Genomic DNA, 13,811 nt, shown 5'->3' with positions numbered 1-13,811 from the left:
CCGGGGCTGTCGACGCGGAAGACGATAGCCTTCACATCTTCGTCTTCGGCAGCGTCCAGAATGGCGCGTGCGATGACATCCGAGGCAAAGCCGGGGGCGTCGGCGAAAGGCGAACCCGAGCCGCCGCCGCCGGTGACCACCGCGCCTTCACCGCCGACGACGGCGATCATGCCATCCCTGGCTTTGGCTTTCGCGGCAGGGGCGTCATAATAGAGCAGATCAACCAGTTCGGAATCTTCGCCAGCGCGTTCCAGCGCAGCTTCCTCTGCGTCTTCCGGCCAGCCGAGTTTGTCGACGAGCTTGGCCTCAAGGGCGGCTTCGGCTGGTTTCGGGCCGGATTCGAGAAGGGCCTTCAGGGCTGGCACCTGCATGCCGCGGTCGGCCGCAATGTCCGTGAGCGCCGTATTCCACAGCGAGGTGGCGAGGCCTTCGAGGGCTTCGCGGTGCGGTTCGGTATAGGACGTCTCATTATAGGAGTTCGGCGCGTTCTTGTATTCATAGAGCGCGTAGATCTGGGGGGTGAGGCCGATCTTGTCGAACAGGCCTTTCAGGAACTCGGTCTCGAAGGTGACGCCGTTGATCATGAAGTCGGAGCCCGGCTGCATCCAGATTTCTTCGGCGGCCGTGATCGAATGATACGCAGACGGACCACCAAGGCCAATCATGCCCTGGGTGTGGGCGATGACGAACTTGCCGGAGTCGCGGAAGCTTTTCAGCGAGGCGCGCAGCTCTTCGGCGCGCGAAGTGCCAATACCGGTCAATGATCCGCGCAGGTATATTCCTTTCACGGAGCCATCCGTCTCGGCGCCCTTAAGCTTGAGCAGGACGTCCGTGAACCCCGGAACGCCTGAAAAGGCTGCGAAGCCGCCGAGCGGCGCCTGGTCGGGAAGGCCGGAATTGAGGTCGAGCGACAGGACGACATTGTCCGGCTTCGGCGGCTTCGCGCTGGCGGCGGTGGCGATCACCGCAAACAGCATGAAGAAGCCGAGGATCATGAAGAGGATTATGGCGACGAAAGTACCTGCCATCGACAGGAAGAAGGTTCTCATGACCGGGGCAATTCCTCTGCTGGTTCTGGAGTCCGGAGTATCTCGATAGTCGATATTGTTGATAATCGATAAAAAGTAAAGGGCTCGTGAGCAGGGGTATCTGGATTCGGTTTCGCCCGGGGCAATGGATAGCGCCGCAAAACACAGTTCACAGGTGAAGCGTGTTTCGGGAGTTGCCAGCAACACAAAGAGTAGCTATTTCGCGCGCTCCACTGTTGGGGTGTCGCCAAGTGGTAAGGCAGCGGTTTTTGGTACCGCCACCCTAGGTTCGAATCCTAGCACCCCAGCCATCTCGCCGATGTGACACCCCCGTCAACTTTGCCATCCTTGTCACAAAGGTGTTGCCATCAGTGGGCGACATGCTCCTTTATGCCTCTTTACTGCGCCGGGCTGATTGTGTTCGCGGGAGGCCCGGGTATTTTCTAAACGAACGGTAAAGCGAGATTGATCCGAAATTAGAGGATTGTTACCGTCGAGGTTCATCGCTAAGGGCTTGGCGCTGTCCGGCGCAGAAATCGACCGGACGTAGCCAGCCTAGTATAGAGAGAGCGGAACACGCTCCGAACAATCAGGGGAGGTGATGAGGGTTACTCCTTCCACTTCCATCTCCAACTGCCGGCTCGTGTGTGTTGAGCCGAAGATCATCGGGACGCCCTCGCCAGCAGGTGCGCCCAAGACCCAGGAATTTGCGCGCCGGCTGAGCGCGACCGTTTGGAGAGTGAGAGGCAAACCTCATGAAGAAAATTCTGTCACCCGCCCGCAGCGTCATTGCTGCGGCGTTGATTGCGGGCCTGGCCATACCGGCCCACGCCCAGCTTCGCGAGGCCCTGACGACGGGCGAGCAAGCAACCCGGAAGGCTGAACAGGTCCAGGACCAGATCAACCAGCTGGACGATAGCCGTTCGGACATGGTCCGCGAGTATCGCACCCTCCTGCAGCGCCGCGATGCGGCAGAGCTGTTTGCGAGACAGCAGGAGCTGGTGGTTCAGAGCCAGCGCGAGGAAATCACCTCGCTGACCGAACAGCTCGGCTCGATCGATGACATCACGGCCCAGACGGTCCCGATGCTCCTCAGCATGATCGAAGACCTCAAGCAGTTCGTCGCCGCCGACCTTCCGTTCAAGGCCGACGAGCGCAAGACCCGCCTAGACTCGCTCGACGCCCTCATGCGCACGCCGAACGTCACGACGGCCGAGCAGTACCGCATGATCATGGAAGCCTATTCGGCGGAAATGGAATACGGCCGCACGATCGATACCTGGCAGGAAGAAATTGCCATTGGCGGAAACCCGACCACGGTCGATATGTTCCTCTATGGCCGCGTCTCGCTGGTCTACATCACCCAGGATGGCAAAGCCGCCCGTTATGATCGCGCTTCGGGTGAATGGCAGCCGCTTTCCGGCAGCTACGCCGCAGAGATCCGCCGCGCTGTTCGCGTTGCCCAAGGCAAGGCCCAGCAAGTCGTCCTGTTCGCTCCCGTTCAGAAATTCTCGGTCCAGTAACCGGCCAGACGATCAGATACGAAGGTCATAGAGTTATGAAAACGTTCAAAACCACCCTTAAGGCCCTGGGCGCTGCGGTTCTTCTCGGATCGGTCACCCTCGTTGCCGCTGCGCCTGCCTCGGCCCAGTCGCTGAGCGATGTTCTGGCGAAAGTCCGCCAGGACGCCAACCAGATGTCGGCTGAAGACCAGGCCCGCCTGAAGCAGTTCCAGGCCGACACAGCCGGCCAGTCCGCCAGCATGGCCACCGCGCGCAACGCGCTTGGTTCTGCCGAAGGCCGCGCCCGCACGCTGAGCGCCGAGTTCGACGCCAACGAAGCTGCACTCGGCGCGCTGGAGGAGCAGGTCTCCACCCTCGCCGGCGACTTCCAGGAAATGCTTGGCCAGTTCCGTTCGGCAGCCGGCGCAACGATGCCGGAAATCGCCAACTCGCTGTCCAACTTCGACTACAAGGACCGCGTTGCCGGTATTGCCGAAATCGCTGAAGCCCGCGTTCTCCCGAACCGCGGCCAGCTCGAGCGTCTGCCGAAGGCGATGCTCCAGGAAATGATCGCGCAATCTGAAGTCAAAACCTTCACCGCAGTCGTGAACGGCATTGGCCCGGACGCCTCCAACGCTGAAGCCGAACTGATCCGCGTCGGCGTGTTCACCGCCGCAACGGTCGACGGGCGCAAGTTTGTCGAGGTCCGCAAGGGCGAAGGCAACGAAACCTTCCTGCAGGTCTTCGGCCGTCAGCCGGGCGGTGCCTATACCTCGGCCATCGGCTCGCTGATCAACGCCGGCGAAGGCGCCGTCGTGAAAGCGCCGGTCGACCCGTCGAAAGGCAACCTGTTCGGTATCCTCGGCGAACTGCCGACGCTTTCCGACCGCCTCGACCACGGCGGCCTCGTTGGCTACGTGATCCTCAGCCTTGCCTTCGTCGGCATCCTGCTGGGCCTCTACAAGATGTTCACCCTCTTCACCCAGGGCGCCGCGATGCGCAGCACGTCGAAGACCCGTCAGGCCGGCACCGGCAACCCGCTGGCCCGCGTTTTCGAAGTCTACGAGAACAGCCGCAGCCGGGATATCGAAACGCTCGAACTCAAACTCGACGAGCAGATCCTCAAAGAGTCGCCGAAAATCGAATGGGGCCTCGACATCATCAAGGTTCTGGCTTCGGTCGCTCCGCTGCTCGGCCTCCTCGGTACCGTTGTGGGCATGATCATTACCTTCACCGCGATCACGATCTACGGTGCAGGCGATCCGAAACTCATGGCTGACGGTATTTCGACCGCGCTCGTCACGACCGTCCAGGGTCTCGTTGCGGCTATCCCGCTGGTGCTCATCCACGCTGTCGTTGCTTCGATGGCGCGTTCGAACCAGCAGATCCTCGACGAACAGGCCGCTGGTCTTGTCGCCGAGAAAATGGAGTCGCTGCATGGGGCCCGGGCATAAGCCCGCCCCTTAACAGCCCTGGAGGAGTAACCCGATGTTGGGTCTAGACGCTCTAACGGCCTTTCTGGATCGAGGCGGCCCCGTGCTGCTGATCATCATGGCGGCGACGTTTGTGATGTGGGCCTTGATCCTGGAGCGGTTTTTCTACTTTCGCTTTGCGCATGACGCGATTGCCAACGAGGCAGTCGCCGAATGGCGGGCCCGGTCTGACAAGAAATCGAAGCTTGCCCACTGGGTACGTGACAGGCTCGTGTCGGAAGTGCGCCAGAAGGCCGAAGAAAACGTCCAGCTGACCAAAGCCATGGTCGCCCTGGCGCCGCTTCTCGGACTGCTCGGAACGGTGACGGGCATGGTGTCGGTGTTCGACATCATGGCCATCACATCGGGCGCAGATGCCAAGGCCATGTCTGCGGGTGTGTCGCGCGCGACGATCCCGACCATGGCGGGCATGGTGGCGTCGCTTTCCGGCGTTCTCATCACCTCGGGCATGGACCGCAAGGTAAACCGGTCCGTTCAGCGGGTTGAAGACCAGATGGAGATCGGCTGATGCGCGGACGCGGTACCAAGGAAGCGCAGTCGGCCGAAATCGATCTGACGCCAATGCTGGATGTGGTGTTCATCCTGCTGATCTTCTTCATTGTGACGTCGACGTTCGCCCGGGAAGAGGCCATCGGCCTCGAACCGCCGCCGCCGCCGTCGCCGGACCAGCAGGACCAGCCGCAGGTTCCGGCCATCCTGATCTATGTGGATCAGAGCAATCTGATCACCGTGAACGGCCGCCTGGCCGACATCAGCTCTGTGCGTGCGAATATTGAGCGGGTCATCGCAGAAACGCCCAATAGTTCGATTATCATCCAAGCTCACCCGAAGACGAAAAGCGGTGTGGTCGTGAAAATCCGGGACGAGGCGTATAACGCCGGCTTCCAGGACCGCGTCAACATCGTCATCTCGCAGTCGTAAGTCAGGAGTAGGTTCATGGCACGCAAACAAAGGCCGCCTGCAGGCGGCGGCGGGGAAGAGATCAACCTGACCCCGATGCTGGATGTGGTGTTCATCCTGCTGATCTTCTTCATTGTGACGGCGCAGTTCATCCGGGAACCGGGTGTGCCGGTTATCCGCCCTGAAGTGGACAATAAGTTCCAGGCCAAGCCGCTCGCCATTCTCATTGCCATCAGTGCGAATGACGAGGTGTTCATCGACAAGAAGCAGATCCCGATGGTCGAAGTTGGCTTCACCATCAAGGAGATGCGCGTGGACAACCCACGCGGTGAGGTTGTGGTTCAGGCGGATGTGAACTCGTCAGCCGAAACAATGGTTGAAGTGATGGAAGCCATCAATAAGATTGATGGAACGACCCGGATCAATATCTCAGCCAAGACCAACAGCTAGGGAGAAGAGCCATGTTCAGTAATCCCGTCGGTCGCTTTGCAATCAGTTTCGCGATTGCGGCCCCCATTGCTATTGCCATCTTCCTGCTGATGAGTGCGCTGATCTCGGTTGACGAGATCACGCTGAACACAAAGGAAACCCGCACACTCTCGGCGATTACGCCGCAGTCCCAGGACTCCGATGTCCGCACCCGTCAGCGGGCGAAGCCGCAGCGCATCGAATCGTCTGCCAAGCCACCTCCGCCGCCGAGACAGTCGGCTACCAAGTCGAGCATCAACCTGCCGACTCCCAGGATCGAAGGCGCTGTTCCGAGCCTTGATCTGGGCCGGATGAAGTCAATCGCTATCGATCCGGTGGCTGTGTCTGACCGCGACGCCCAGCCGATCCGTCCGCCGACGCCGTCCTACCCGCAGCGCGCTCAGGAGCGTGGCACTTCGGGCACCTGTGATGTGCGCTTTGACGTGGATACGCGCGGCAAGCCGTACAACGTCCAGGCCACCTGCTCTGACAGCGTCTTCAAGACCGAAGCCGAACGGGCTGTCGGCCGGGTCGAGTTCGCGCCGAAGATCGTTCGCGGCAAGGCTGTCGAGCGCCGGAACGTCGTGTACCCTCTGGAATTCAACATCCAGTAGGTTCTTTGAAGGCCGGGCGGCGGTCAGATGTCTTCCGCCGCCCGCCTTTCCCCGCCGCCCACAACGGCAAGAAGACCGTTGGGCTGGCCAGGTCAGTGAGAGAGATTGCCGCTGCAATGCGGCCAGGAGAGAATGATGCGACTTAAAGTTTTCCTCAAAGGCGCAGTGGCGGCAGGGATGCTTGGCCTCATGGGTGCGGGCACCGCGCTCGCCCAGGGCAGCTGCACGGAAACGCAGTTCAGCTCGAAAACGGGCCAGCTGTATCTCGAGGCCGAACAGGCCGCGCTCACCAACAAGGACTATGAAACCGCGATTGCGAAGCTGAACCAGCTGCGCGGCATGGAACTGAACTGCTACGAGGAAAGCGCGATCATCCGCATTTCCGCGTACATCAAGATCGAGAAGGGTGACCGCCAGGGCGCCATCAAGGACCTGCTCGATGCCATCGCCAAAGGCTATGTCCCGCCGGCCGACGTCGCGCAGACCTATTACAACATTGCCCAGATCTACCTGCAGCTCGAGGACATCAAGTCGTCGCTCGAATACATGCAGAAATGGCAGTCTGCCGGCGGCAAGGCCGACCGCCAGCAGAAATGGCAACTCGCAGTGCTGTACCAGCGCGTCGACAACTTCAAGGAAGCCATCCGGTATGCGGAAGAGGTTCGCCGCGAAGACGGCGCGAAGTTCGACCAGCCGCTGTATGACCTGCTCGTGTTCCTCTACAACGAGAGCGGCGATCAGGCGAAACTGGCCGCTGTGCTGGAAACTCTGGTCGAGCGCAATCCGACCGAGCGCAAGTACTGGGACGCGATTGCCGGTAACTATTTCAACGGCAACGAACAGCACAAGGCGTTTGAAGTCCAGAAAGCCATGTATCTGTCTGGTCTGCTGAAGACCGAAGACGAGCTCATGCGGATCGTGAACTTCTACAACCAGTTCAACGCGCCCTATTACGCCGCGAAGGTGCTGGAGAAGGAAATGAACGCCGGCCGGATCAAGAAGACGGTCGAGAAGATGTCGCTTCTCGCCGACTTCTACCAGGTCGCGCGTGAGCACGACAAGGCGATCCCGGTGATCCGCCAGGCGGCTGAAATGGGCGGCGGCGGCGCGATGTACGAGCGCCTCGGCGCTTCTTACAGCGAGATCCAGAAATGGAAGGAAACCGAGGACGCGCTGCAACGTGCGCTCCAGCTTGGCGGCGTGAAGGATCGCGGCACCATCTGGGTCCGTATCGGCCAGTCCCGCTTCGAGCGCAACGACCGCGCCGGTGCCAAGGAAGCCTTCCGTCAGGCCGGCAACCAGGGAGGCCGCGGCTGGCTCGAGTTCATGCAGTCCGAGGAGGACACAAAGGATGCGCTGATCTGCTTCGAAGTCCAGGCGGCGGTGCTCAACCTCGTCAATGAAGACAAGATATGCAAGAAGCTGCAGGGCCTTGGCGACGCCCAGCCGGAAGGCTGCAAGACGGTCGGTGCGCGCCTGACCTCAGGCCGCGCCAAGTTTGAAGCAACCCCGCAGTGCCGCAACGCCCAGCCCGTCTGATCCGGCGTCCTGACAAGCCCATCTGCAAAAGCCCCGGACCATTGGTCCGGGGCTTTTCGCATGTGGCAGGGCCTTGCTGACGGCCGGACCGGGCCGGACCGGGCCGCGCCGCGCTTACCCCGGCAAACAAAAACGCCGGCGGGTCAGGCCGGCGTCTTCAGTCGTTTGAGGTTTGCGCGCCGATCAGCTCGGCTGAGAGGAGATGCCGAAGGCGCCCGGGCTCGGCGCAGCGGCGCTCAGACTGGATTTGGTCTCACTGGCGGCCTGGGGGCCGGTTTCGCGCAGCGGATCGTCCGCATGTTTCACCTGGCCTTCAAACACGGCGTTCGACTGGATCTGCAGCGAGGAATGGACAATGTCGCCTTTCACGTGGGCGCCGGTTTCCAGCTCCACCTTGCGGGCCCGGATGGAGCCGCGGATCTTGCCCTTGACCTTGACGACCTCGGCCTTGACCTCGCCGGTGATCTGGCCGGAGGCGCCGATGGTGATGTCGGTCGCGGTAACGTCGCCGTCGACGATGCCGTCGATCTGGAGCGAATCTTCGGAGATGACCGAGCCGTTGATCTTCATGTCGGCGCAAATGATCGATGCGGCCCGGGCCGCTGACTTCGTCGCCGCGCCCCGGATGGCGTCCTGCGCCGGAACCACTTTCGGCGGCTCTACGGGCGCTACGTCCGGGGATTTGTTATTTTTTGTGAACATGTCGGCCTGCTTTCAGGAACTTGTTGGGGTCATATGGTTTGCCGTTGTACCAGATCTCGTAGTGGAGGTGGTCACCGGTGCTGCGGCCTGTCGAGCCCATTCGCCCGACGAGGTCGCCAACCTCAACACTATCACCTTTTGAGATGGTGATCGACCTTAAGTGTCCGTAACGCGACTTGAACCCATGGCCGTGGTCAATCTCCACCAGCAGGCCGTAACCCGAGCGGGCGCCGGCATAGCTGACCTTGCCGGGGCCGGTGGTCACGATCGGGGCGTCCCGGTAAGCGGCCATGTCGACGCCCATGTGGGGCGAGGGGCGCTTGGTGAAGGGGTCGACCCGGATGCCATAGGGGCTGGTATAGCGGAAGGGCACGGAGACCGGCTCGCCAAGCGGCAGGGTGTCCACGACCTTTTCATAGTGCTTCATCTCGGCGATGCGGGCCCGGGCCTGGAAGATCCGGGTCATGAAGTCCTGGTCGCCGCTCGACCAGCTGGAGGCCGAGGAGGTCAGGGCGCCCATCGAGACCTCGGGGCCGCCAATGCCGCTGGTGGCCAGCAGGGTCTCGGTGCCGACGGCGGTGAGCATCAGGACGCCGCGGGCCCGTTCAGCCCGCTCGGCGGCATGGTCTTCCATCCGGTCGAACAGGCGGTAGATATCCTGCTCGATGGCTTTCGGGGTGCCGCGTGCGGCCGCAACGCTGAGACCGGCAGTCATCAGGTAGGCATCGCGGGACTGTCGGCGGTCGGCTTCTTCGATGGTAGCCTCGACCAGGAGGGAGGCGCCGTCGCCTTCGAGGGCGGACAGTTTCTGCCCGTCATCCTCGCGCATGTCGTTAAGCAGTTCCTCGAGCGCCTTTTGCTTTTTCTCGAGGTCGGCGGTTTCCCTGGAGCGCTCTTCCAGAAGGGTGCGCTGCAGCGATTCCCGGGCGCGCAGGTCCTGGACCCAGCGCTCGTACTTGGCGAGTTCCTTGCCTTCGCCGCCGGCTAAAGTGGTCTCGCCCCCGCCAAAAACGAAGCTCGCCGTTGCAAACACGGTCCAGCCGGCAAGGGCGGTTGCGCCCGCGGCCATGATGGCCTGCTGCCAGGGAGAGACCGAAATGTACCGGACCGTACCGCCACTGCGGTGGTAAATCTGGCGTTCCGGGAATGCACGATCGAACGTCGCCTTGAGGTTCGAACTCCACTTCGCCATGCAAGCTACCTGTAAGCTGGAAACTTCTTATATAGCTGCAGGATTGCCTGCAGCCAGCTTCCCATTCCCCGGGCCATACATACCCAATTCGACAGGGTGCGGAAGCCCCGCTATCCATATTTTTCAGTAATGTTCGCAGTTGACCGTAAACTTCTCATTAACTCGCGCAAAGTTGCGGCAACCGGGCCGGCCTTCCGGGCAACCGGCAGATTATCCGGCCAGGGCTGCAAGAACCTCTTCGGCATGGCCTTTGACCTTCACTTTAGGCCATACACGGACGATCCGCCCGGTCGGGCCGATGAGGAAGGTGCGCCGCGCCATGCCCATGTAGGTGCGCCCGTACATCGATTTCTCCTCCCAGGTGCCGTAGGCGTCCGAGACTTCGCCTCCGCCGTCACTGCCGAGCATTACGGACAGTCCATGTCTGGCTGCGAACGTCTCGTGTTTTGCGAGTGAATCGCGAGACACTCCGAGCACGGACACACCGGCCTTTGCAAAGGCCTTCGCATGTGCAGTAAAATCGAGCGCTTCCTGGGTGCACCCGGGCGTGTCATCCTTCGGATAGAAGTAGAGCACGAGGGGACTGCCCGCGAAATCCTTCAGGCGTCTCGGACCGGCGGTCGTCTCAAGGCTGAAGGCAGGGGCCTTGTCGCCGGATTTCAGCTCGCAACTCATGCAGTTCTCCCATGGTATCGGCCTGTTCACGCAATTATAGTCTGTATGTGCCAATCGACCTGCGGCAATACCGGAAATTTTGAGGAGCCAGCGATTGGTCCGCCAGACCGCGTCCGTCATCGTCATGGAGATATTCGGCGCCTTTTCCCTGGTGCTGATGGCGGCCAGCGGCTTGCTGCTGGTGCGGCTGTCCAGCGGTCCGCTCGATCTTGGCCCTTTTCGCGATGATGTTGAGCATGCGCTGGCCGACGCGCGCGGCGGGCGCGTCGTGGCGATCGGCGCGCTGCAGCTGGAATGGTCGCCGGAATCGAAGCGCGTCCAGATCACCGCCCAGAATGTGCGCATGATGGATGCGCAAGGCCGGCCGGCCGCTGAGGCGGCGCGTGCCGAGATCGTGCTGTCGGCCTCTGCGCTGGTGCTGGGAAGGGTGGAAGTGCTGCGGCTCGGCCTGCGGGAGGGCTGGATCGGCCTCGATCACAAGGGCGCCAATGCCTGGACGCTGGGCGGCGATCCCTTGCCGGAAATAAAAGCGCGCGCCTTGCCGACGACGCCGCAGGGCTGGCTCGACTATGCCAACACGGTGTTGCCGGAATGGCTGGCCGCGCTGGCGCAGACCGATGGCTCCCTCACCTTCGAGGCCGTCCGGTTTGACGGCTTCGAGCTGCGCGCGCGCTCCGCCGATCTCGAACGCATCGGCACCGTGCAGCATACGACGGGCAACCTGACACGCACGCCGGATGGCCTGAGCCTCACCCTTTCCGGCAGCGGCCTCGGCGAGGGCTTTCCTGGCGGCATAGCCATCCGCATGCAGACGAGCGAGATCGGTACGCGGATGCTCGCCGAACTCGGCGTGGCAGACTGGCCGCTCGGCGAACTCTTCCGGCGCACCGGTCTGGGCGAGGCAAGCTCCGAAGGGCTGCAGTCGAATTTCGAAGTGTCGGTCGGTTTCACACAGGCAGCCGGTATCGAGGACGTACGCCTGAATGCGCGCAGCGGCCCGGGCAAGCTGATGCTGGGCGGCGCAGTTCACCCGGTAGACGACCTGCGCATTTCCGGCGCCTATGGGCGGTCCGATGACAAGCTGGCCCTGACAATCGAATCTTCCGGCACCGGCGTGTTCAAGGGCCGCGCAGACCTTCAGCTGGAACGTGCGCTGACCGGCGAAGGCTTCCGGCCATTTCGCCTGTCGAGCCCGGCCCTGACGGCGAACCTGACGCCCTTCCTGGAAGCGCCGCTGGATCTGGCGAGTGTCTCTGCGGCGGGCGAAGTCGATCTCGATGCGCTGGCGGTACGCGCGGCGACGGCGAAGTTCGTGATCGGCGGCGCGGGTTTCGAACTCGCCGGCGATCTGGCGCGCACGCCGGAGCGCCAGGAGGGTGAGCCTCCGGTGATCGGCGTGCTCGATGCATCCGTTCCCGGGTCGCTGCCGCTCGAAACCGTGATTGCGCTCTGGCCGGTGAAGCTTGCGGGCGGCGCGCGCCAGTTCGGCAAGGTTCAGGTCGAAACCGGCACCGCGCGCGATGTGAAGGGCCGCGTCACCCTCCAGCGCGACAGTTTCGCGGAAGGTTATTTGCGCGACACCGATCTGGAGGTGACCTTCGGGGTCGACGGCGCGCGCGTGAAATTCCTGTCGGACCTGCCGCCGGTGGAAAATGCCGCCGGCAACGGACGCCTCACCGGCAACAGCTTCAAGGTCGTGGTCGACAAGGGCGACTATGCCGGCTGGGCCGTGACCGAAGGCCTTGTCGATTTCCCGGCGTTCAATCCGCGCGGCCAGGAGTTCCGGGTCTTCGCCAAGGGGCGCGGACCGGCCCGGAATATCGTGAAGACGCTGGGCGAGTCGCGGCTGGAATTTAACCTGGATCCCGCGCGCGTGTCCGGCGATGCGGAGATGACCTACGAGATGTTCCGGCCGGCGCTCAGCGATGTTGCGTATGAGGGCATGCGCTTCACCGGTTTCGGCACCATTCGCAACACCGGCCTGAGGGGCGCCGCATTCGGCTTCGATTTCACCGGCGGCGCGGTGAAGGTTGATCTCGACCAGAAGGGCATCGTGATGTCCGGGCAGGGCCAGCTCGGACCCTCGCCGGTTGATTTCGTCTGGAAGGATACATTCGCCGAAGACGGCAAGCCTGCGGACCTGACGGCGAAGGGACTGGTCACGGCGGATTTTCTCAATGGCTTCGGCCTGCTGGGCCGCGCCTACATGACCGGCGAGGCGCCGCTGGACGTGCGCGCGACGCTGGAAGGCGCAGACCTGGAGGCTGCGACGGTCGGCATCGACTTCACGCACGCGCGCCTCGACATGGCGGAGATCGGCTGGCTGAAACCACGCGGCGGCGCCTCGGCGGCGACGATCAATTATTCGAAGGCCGGCGACAAGACGACCTCGAAGGTGCGGTTTACGGCGGACGGCGCGGTTCTCGACGGCGACTTCACGCTTGGCGCGCTGGATATGCGTCTTCACTCGGCTGACCTGCGCCGCGCCTATTTTCGCAATGTGGCCGACGTGAACGGACGCATAAGCCGTGGGCCGAGCAATCAGCTGATCCTGAAACTCGGCGGCAAGCATCTCGATATCTCCGGCCTGATGCCGGGCCTTGGCGGGCTTGGCGGCGAGGCGGCTGACGAGGGTTCCGCGATGACAATCGACGCCGCCGTGGAGCGGCTGACGATCCGGCCGGGCCTCGACCTGAGGAATGCGAAACTTGCGATGGCGTCCGGCAAGGGCGGTCTCGAAACCCTGTCGGCGAGCGGTATCGCGGGCGAGGGTGCGCCGCTGGACGCGTCGATCGACGCACGGGGCGCCGGCCCGGCGCAGATCAAGGTTTCATCCGGCGATGCAGGTTTCCTCGCCAGCGCGTTCCTTGAGTCCAACTTCATCTCAGGGGGCTCGATTGAAATGTCGGGCACACTGGAAAAGGGCAATACGCCGGCGGACCTGATGATCAGTATTTCCGGCGCGCGGATGAGCAATGCGCCCTTCCTGACGCAGATCCTGTCGCTTGCCTCGCTGCGCGGGCTGGCGGATACGCTGGCGGGCGAGGGCGTCATGTTCAGCCGGATCGACTTGCCGCTGAAAATTTCCGCCGGGCGCTACATTATCAACGGCGCGAAGGCGCAGGGCCCCGCGCTCGGACTGACGGCAAGCGGCTTCATCGATTCCAGATCCACCGATATCGAGATCGACGGCGTGCTGGTGCCGAGTTTCGGCGTGAACTCCGCCCTCGGAGGAATTCCGATACTTGGGGACCTGGTCGTCGGCCGCGACGGCGAGGGCGTGTTCTCCCTGACTTATGGCGTGCGCGGGAAACTCGACAAGGCGAGCGTGTCGGTGAACCCGCTCTCGGCGCTGGCGCCGGGCGTGATCCGCCGCATCTTCGAAAATCCGTCGGATACAAAAATCCCGGAAGCCACGCTGCGTCCGCCGGATGCGCCGCTGCCGAAGGAATTGCCGCCGATCAAGGATGAGACGTTCTGAGCTCAGTCGATGATTTTTACCAACGCAACGCTTTTTCTGCTCGATTTCACTTTATACGCGTTCAGGCCTGCAAGCAGGTCTTCGTAGCGATGAAATTGCTTCTCGTTTGTGATTTGAACGTCATTTACAAACACATTTCCAGAGCGGATCAGACGAAGTGCGTCACCATTGGTTTTCGCCATTTGAGCGGCTTTCAATAAAGCCACTGTGAAAGGAG

Annotated in this window: 12 protein-coding genes, 1 tRNA gene and 1 pseudogene; 9 read left to right on the top strand and 5 right to left on the bottom strand. The window is 62.3% G+C overall.

Features of this window, described 5'->3' with window-relative positions; translation table 11 throughout:
- On the bottom strand, positions 1-1,049 hold a 1,049-nt coding region (locus tag WEA77_RS12880; RefSeq protein WP_368068284.1), incomplete at its 3' end, for a S49 family peptidase.
- 216 nt (positions 1,050-1,265) lie between these two features.
- On the opposite strand from WEA77_RS12880, the gene WEA77_RS12875 reads away from it, so the two are divergent.
- From WEA77_RS12875 to WEA77_RS12840, 8 genes are all read left to right on the top strand, one after another.
- A tRNA-Gln gene (locus WEA77_RS12875) sits at positions 1,266-1,339 on the top strand.
- 444 nt (positions 1,340-1,783) lie between these two features.
- Positions 1,784-2,551, top strand: a complete 768-nt coding sequence (locus WEA77_RS12870) for a DUF3450 domain-containing protein (RefSeq protein ID WP_368068283.1) — start codon at positions 1,784-1,786, stop codon at positions 2,549-2,551.
- Positions 2,552-2,586: 35 nt separating this feature from the next.
- On the top strand, positions 2,587-3,984 hold the full coding sequence (locus WEA77_RS12865) for a MotA/TolQ/ExbB proton channel family protein (RefSeq protein ID WP_368068282.1): 1,398 nt from the start codon (positions 2,587-2,589) through the stop codon (positions 3,982-3,984).
- A gap of 34 nt (positions 3,985-4,018) precedes the next feature.
- Positions 4,019-4,531: a MotA/TolQ/ExbB proton channel family protein gene (locus WEA77_RS12860; protein WP_368068281.1), complete on the top strand. Its 513-nt coding sequence runs from the start codon at positions 4,019-4,021 to the stop codon at positions 4,529-4,531.
- Positions 4,531-4,944, top strand: a complete 414-nt coding sequence (locus WEA77_RS12855; RefSeq protein ID WP_368068280.1) for an ExbD/TolR family protein — start codon at positions 4,531-4,533, stop codon at positions 4,942-4,944. The genes WEA77_RS12860 and WEA77_RS12855 overlap by 1 nt, the downstream gene beginning before the upstream one ends.
- Positions 4,945-4,959: 15 nt before the next feature.
- Positions 4,960-5,373, top strand: a complete 414-nt coding sequence (locus WEA77_RS12850) for an ExbD/TolR family protein (RefSeq protein ID WP_368068279.1) — start codon at positions 4,960-4,962, stop codon at positions 5,371-5,373.
- Between the two features lie 11 nt (positions 5,374-5,384).
- Positions 5,385-6,005, top strand: a complete 621-nt coding sequence (locus tag WEA77_RS12845; RefSeq protein ID WP_368068278.1) for a TonB family protein — start codon at positions 5,385-5,387, stop codon at positions 6,003-6,005.
- Between the two features lie 135 nt (positions 6,006-6,140).
- Positions 6,141-7,544: a tetratricopeptide repeat protein gene (locus tag WEA77_RS12840; RefSeq protein ID WP_368068277.1), complete on the top strand. Its 1,404-nt coding sequence runs from the start codon at positions 6,141-6,143 to the stop codon at positions 7,542-7,544.
- 183 nt (positions 7,545-7,727) lie between these two features.
- Here WEA77_RS12840 and WEA77_RS12835 read toward each other — a convergent pair whose 3' ends face one another.
- The 3 genes from WEA77_RS12835 to WEA77_RS12825 form a co-directional block, all read right to left on the bottom strand.
- A complete protein-coding gene (locus WEA77_RS12835) occupies positions 7,728-8,246 on the bottom strand; it encodes a polymer-forming cytoskeletal protein (protein WP_368068276.1) in 519 nt (172 codons plus the stop codon).
- Positions 8,230-9,438, bottom strand: coding sequence for a peptidoglycan DD-metalloendopeptidase family protein (locus WEA77_RS12830; protein WP_368068275.1), 1,209 nt, complete (start codon positions 9,436-9,438; stop codon positions 8,230-8,232). The genes WEA77_RS12835 and WEA77_RS12830 overlap by 17 nt, the downstream gene beginning before the upstream one ends.
- A 210-nt stretch (positions 9,439-9,648) precedes the next feature.
- Positions 9,649-10,113: a peroxiredoxin gene (locus WEA77_RS12825; protein ID WP_368068274.1), complete on the bottom strand. Its 465-nt coding sequence runs from the start codon at positions 10,111-10,113 to the stop codon at positions 9,649-9,651.
- A 94-nt stretch (positions 10,114-10,207) separates the two neighbouring features.
- Here WEA77_RS12825 and WEA77_RS12820 point away from each other — a divergent pair, with 94 nt between their 5' ends.
- A complete protein-coding gene (locus WEA77_RS12820; protein ID WP_368068273.1) occupies positions 10,208-13,594 on the top strand; it encodes an AsmA-like C-terminal region-containing protein in 3,387 nt (1,128 codons plus the stop codon).
- Positions 13,595-13,596: 2 nt separating this feature from the next.
- Here WEA77_RS12820 and WEA77_RS12815 read toward each other — a convergent pair.
- A pseudogene (locus WEA77_RS12815) lies at positions 13,597-13,811 on the bottom strand (hypothetical protein); the annotation flags it as partial.

The organism is Hyphomonas sp. (assembly GCF_040882205.1).
In the GTDB taxonomy this organism is placed as follows: Bacteria; Pseudomonadota; Alphaproteobacteria; order Caulobacterales; family Hyphomonadaceae; genus Hyphomonas.
The sequence above is the reverse complement of the archived record's forward strand: the minus strand, read 5'-3'. Positions and strand labels throughout refer to the sequence as shown.

Excerpts from the sequence above, each read along its gene's own strand:
- WEA77_RS12870 (WP_368068283.1), top strand. The coding sequence starts at position 1,784 with ATGAAGAAAATTCTGTCACCCGCCCGCAGCGTCATTGCTGCGGCGTTG.
- WEA77_RS12865 (WP_368068282.1), top strand. The coding sequence starts at position 2,587 with ATGAAAACGTTCAAAACCACCCTTAAGGCCCTGGGCGCTGCGGTTCTT.
- WEA77_RS12860 (WP_368068281.1), top strand. The coding sequence starts at position 4,019 with ATGTTGGGTCTAGACGCTCTAACGGCCTTTCTGGATCGAGGCGGCCCC.
- WEA77_RS12855 (WP_368068280.1), top strand. The coding sequence starts at position 4,531 with ATGCGCGGACGCGGTACCAAGGAAGCGCAGTCGGCCGAAATCGATCTG.
- WEA77_RS12850 (WP_368068279.1), top strand. The coding sequence starts at position 4,960 with ATGGCACGCAAACAAAGGCCGCCTGCAGGCGGCGGCGGGGAAGAGATC.
- WEA77_RS12845 (WP_368068278.1), top strand. The coding sequence starts at position 5,385 with ATGTTCAGTAATCCCGTCGGTCGCTTTGCAATCAGTTTCGCGATTGCG.
- WEA77_RS12840 (WP_368068277.1), top strand. The coding sequence starts at position 6,141 with ATGCGACTTAAAGTTTTCCTCAAAGGCGCAGTGGCGGCAGGGATGCTT.
- WEA77_RS12835 (WP_368068276.1), bottom strand. The coding sequence starts at position 8,246 with ATGTTCACAAAAAATAACAAATCCCCGGACGTAGCGCCCGTAGAGCCG.
- WEA77_RS12830 (WP_368068275.1), bottom strand. The coding sequence starts at position 9,438 with ATGGCGAAGTGGAGTTCGAACCTCAAGGCGACGTTCGATCGTGCATTC.
- WEA77_RS12825 (WP_368068274.1), bottom strand. The coding sequence starts at position 10,113 with ATGAGTTGCGAGCTGAAATCCGGCGACAAGGCCCCTGCCTTCAGCCTT.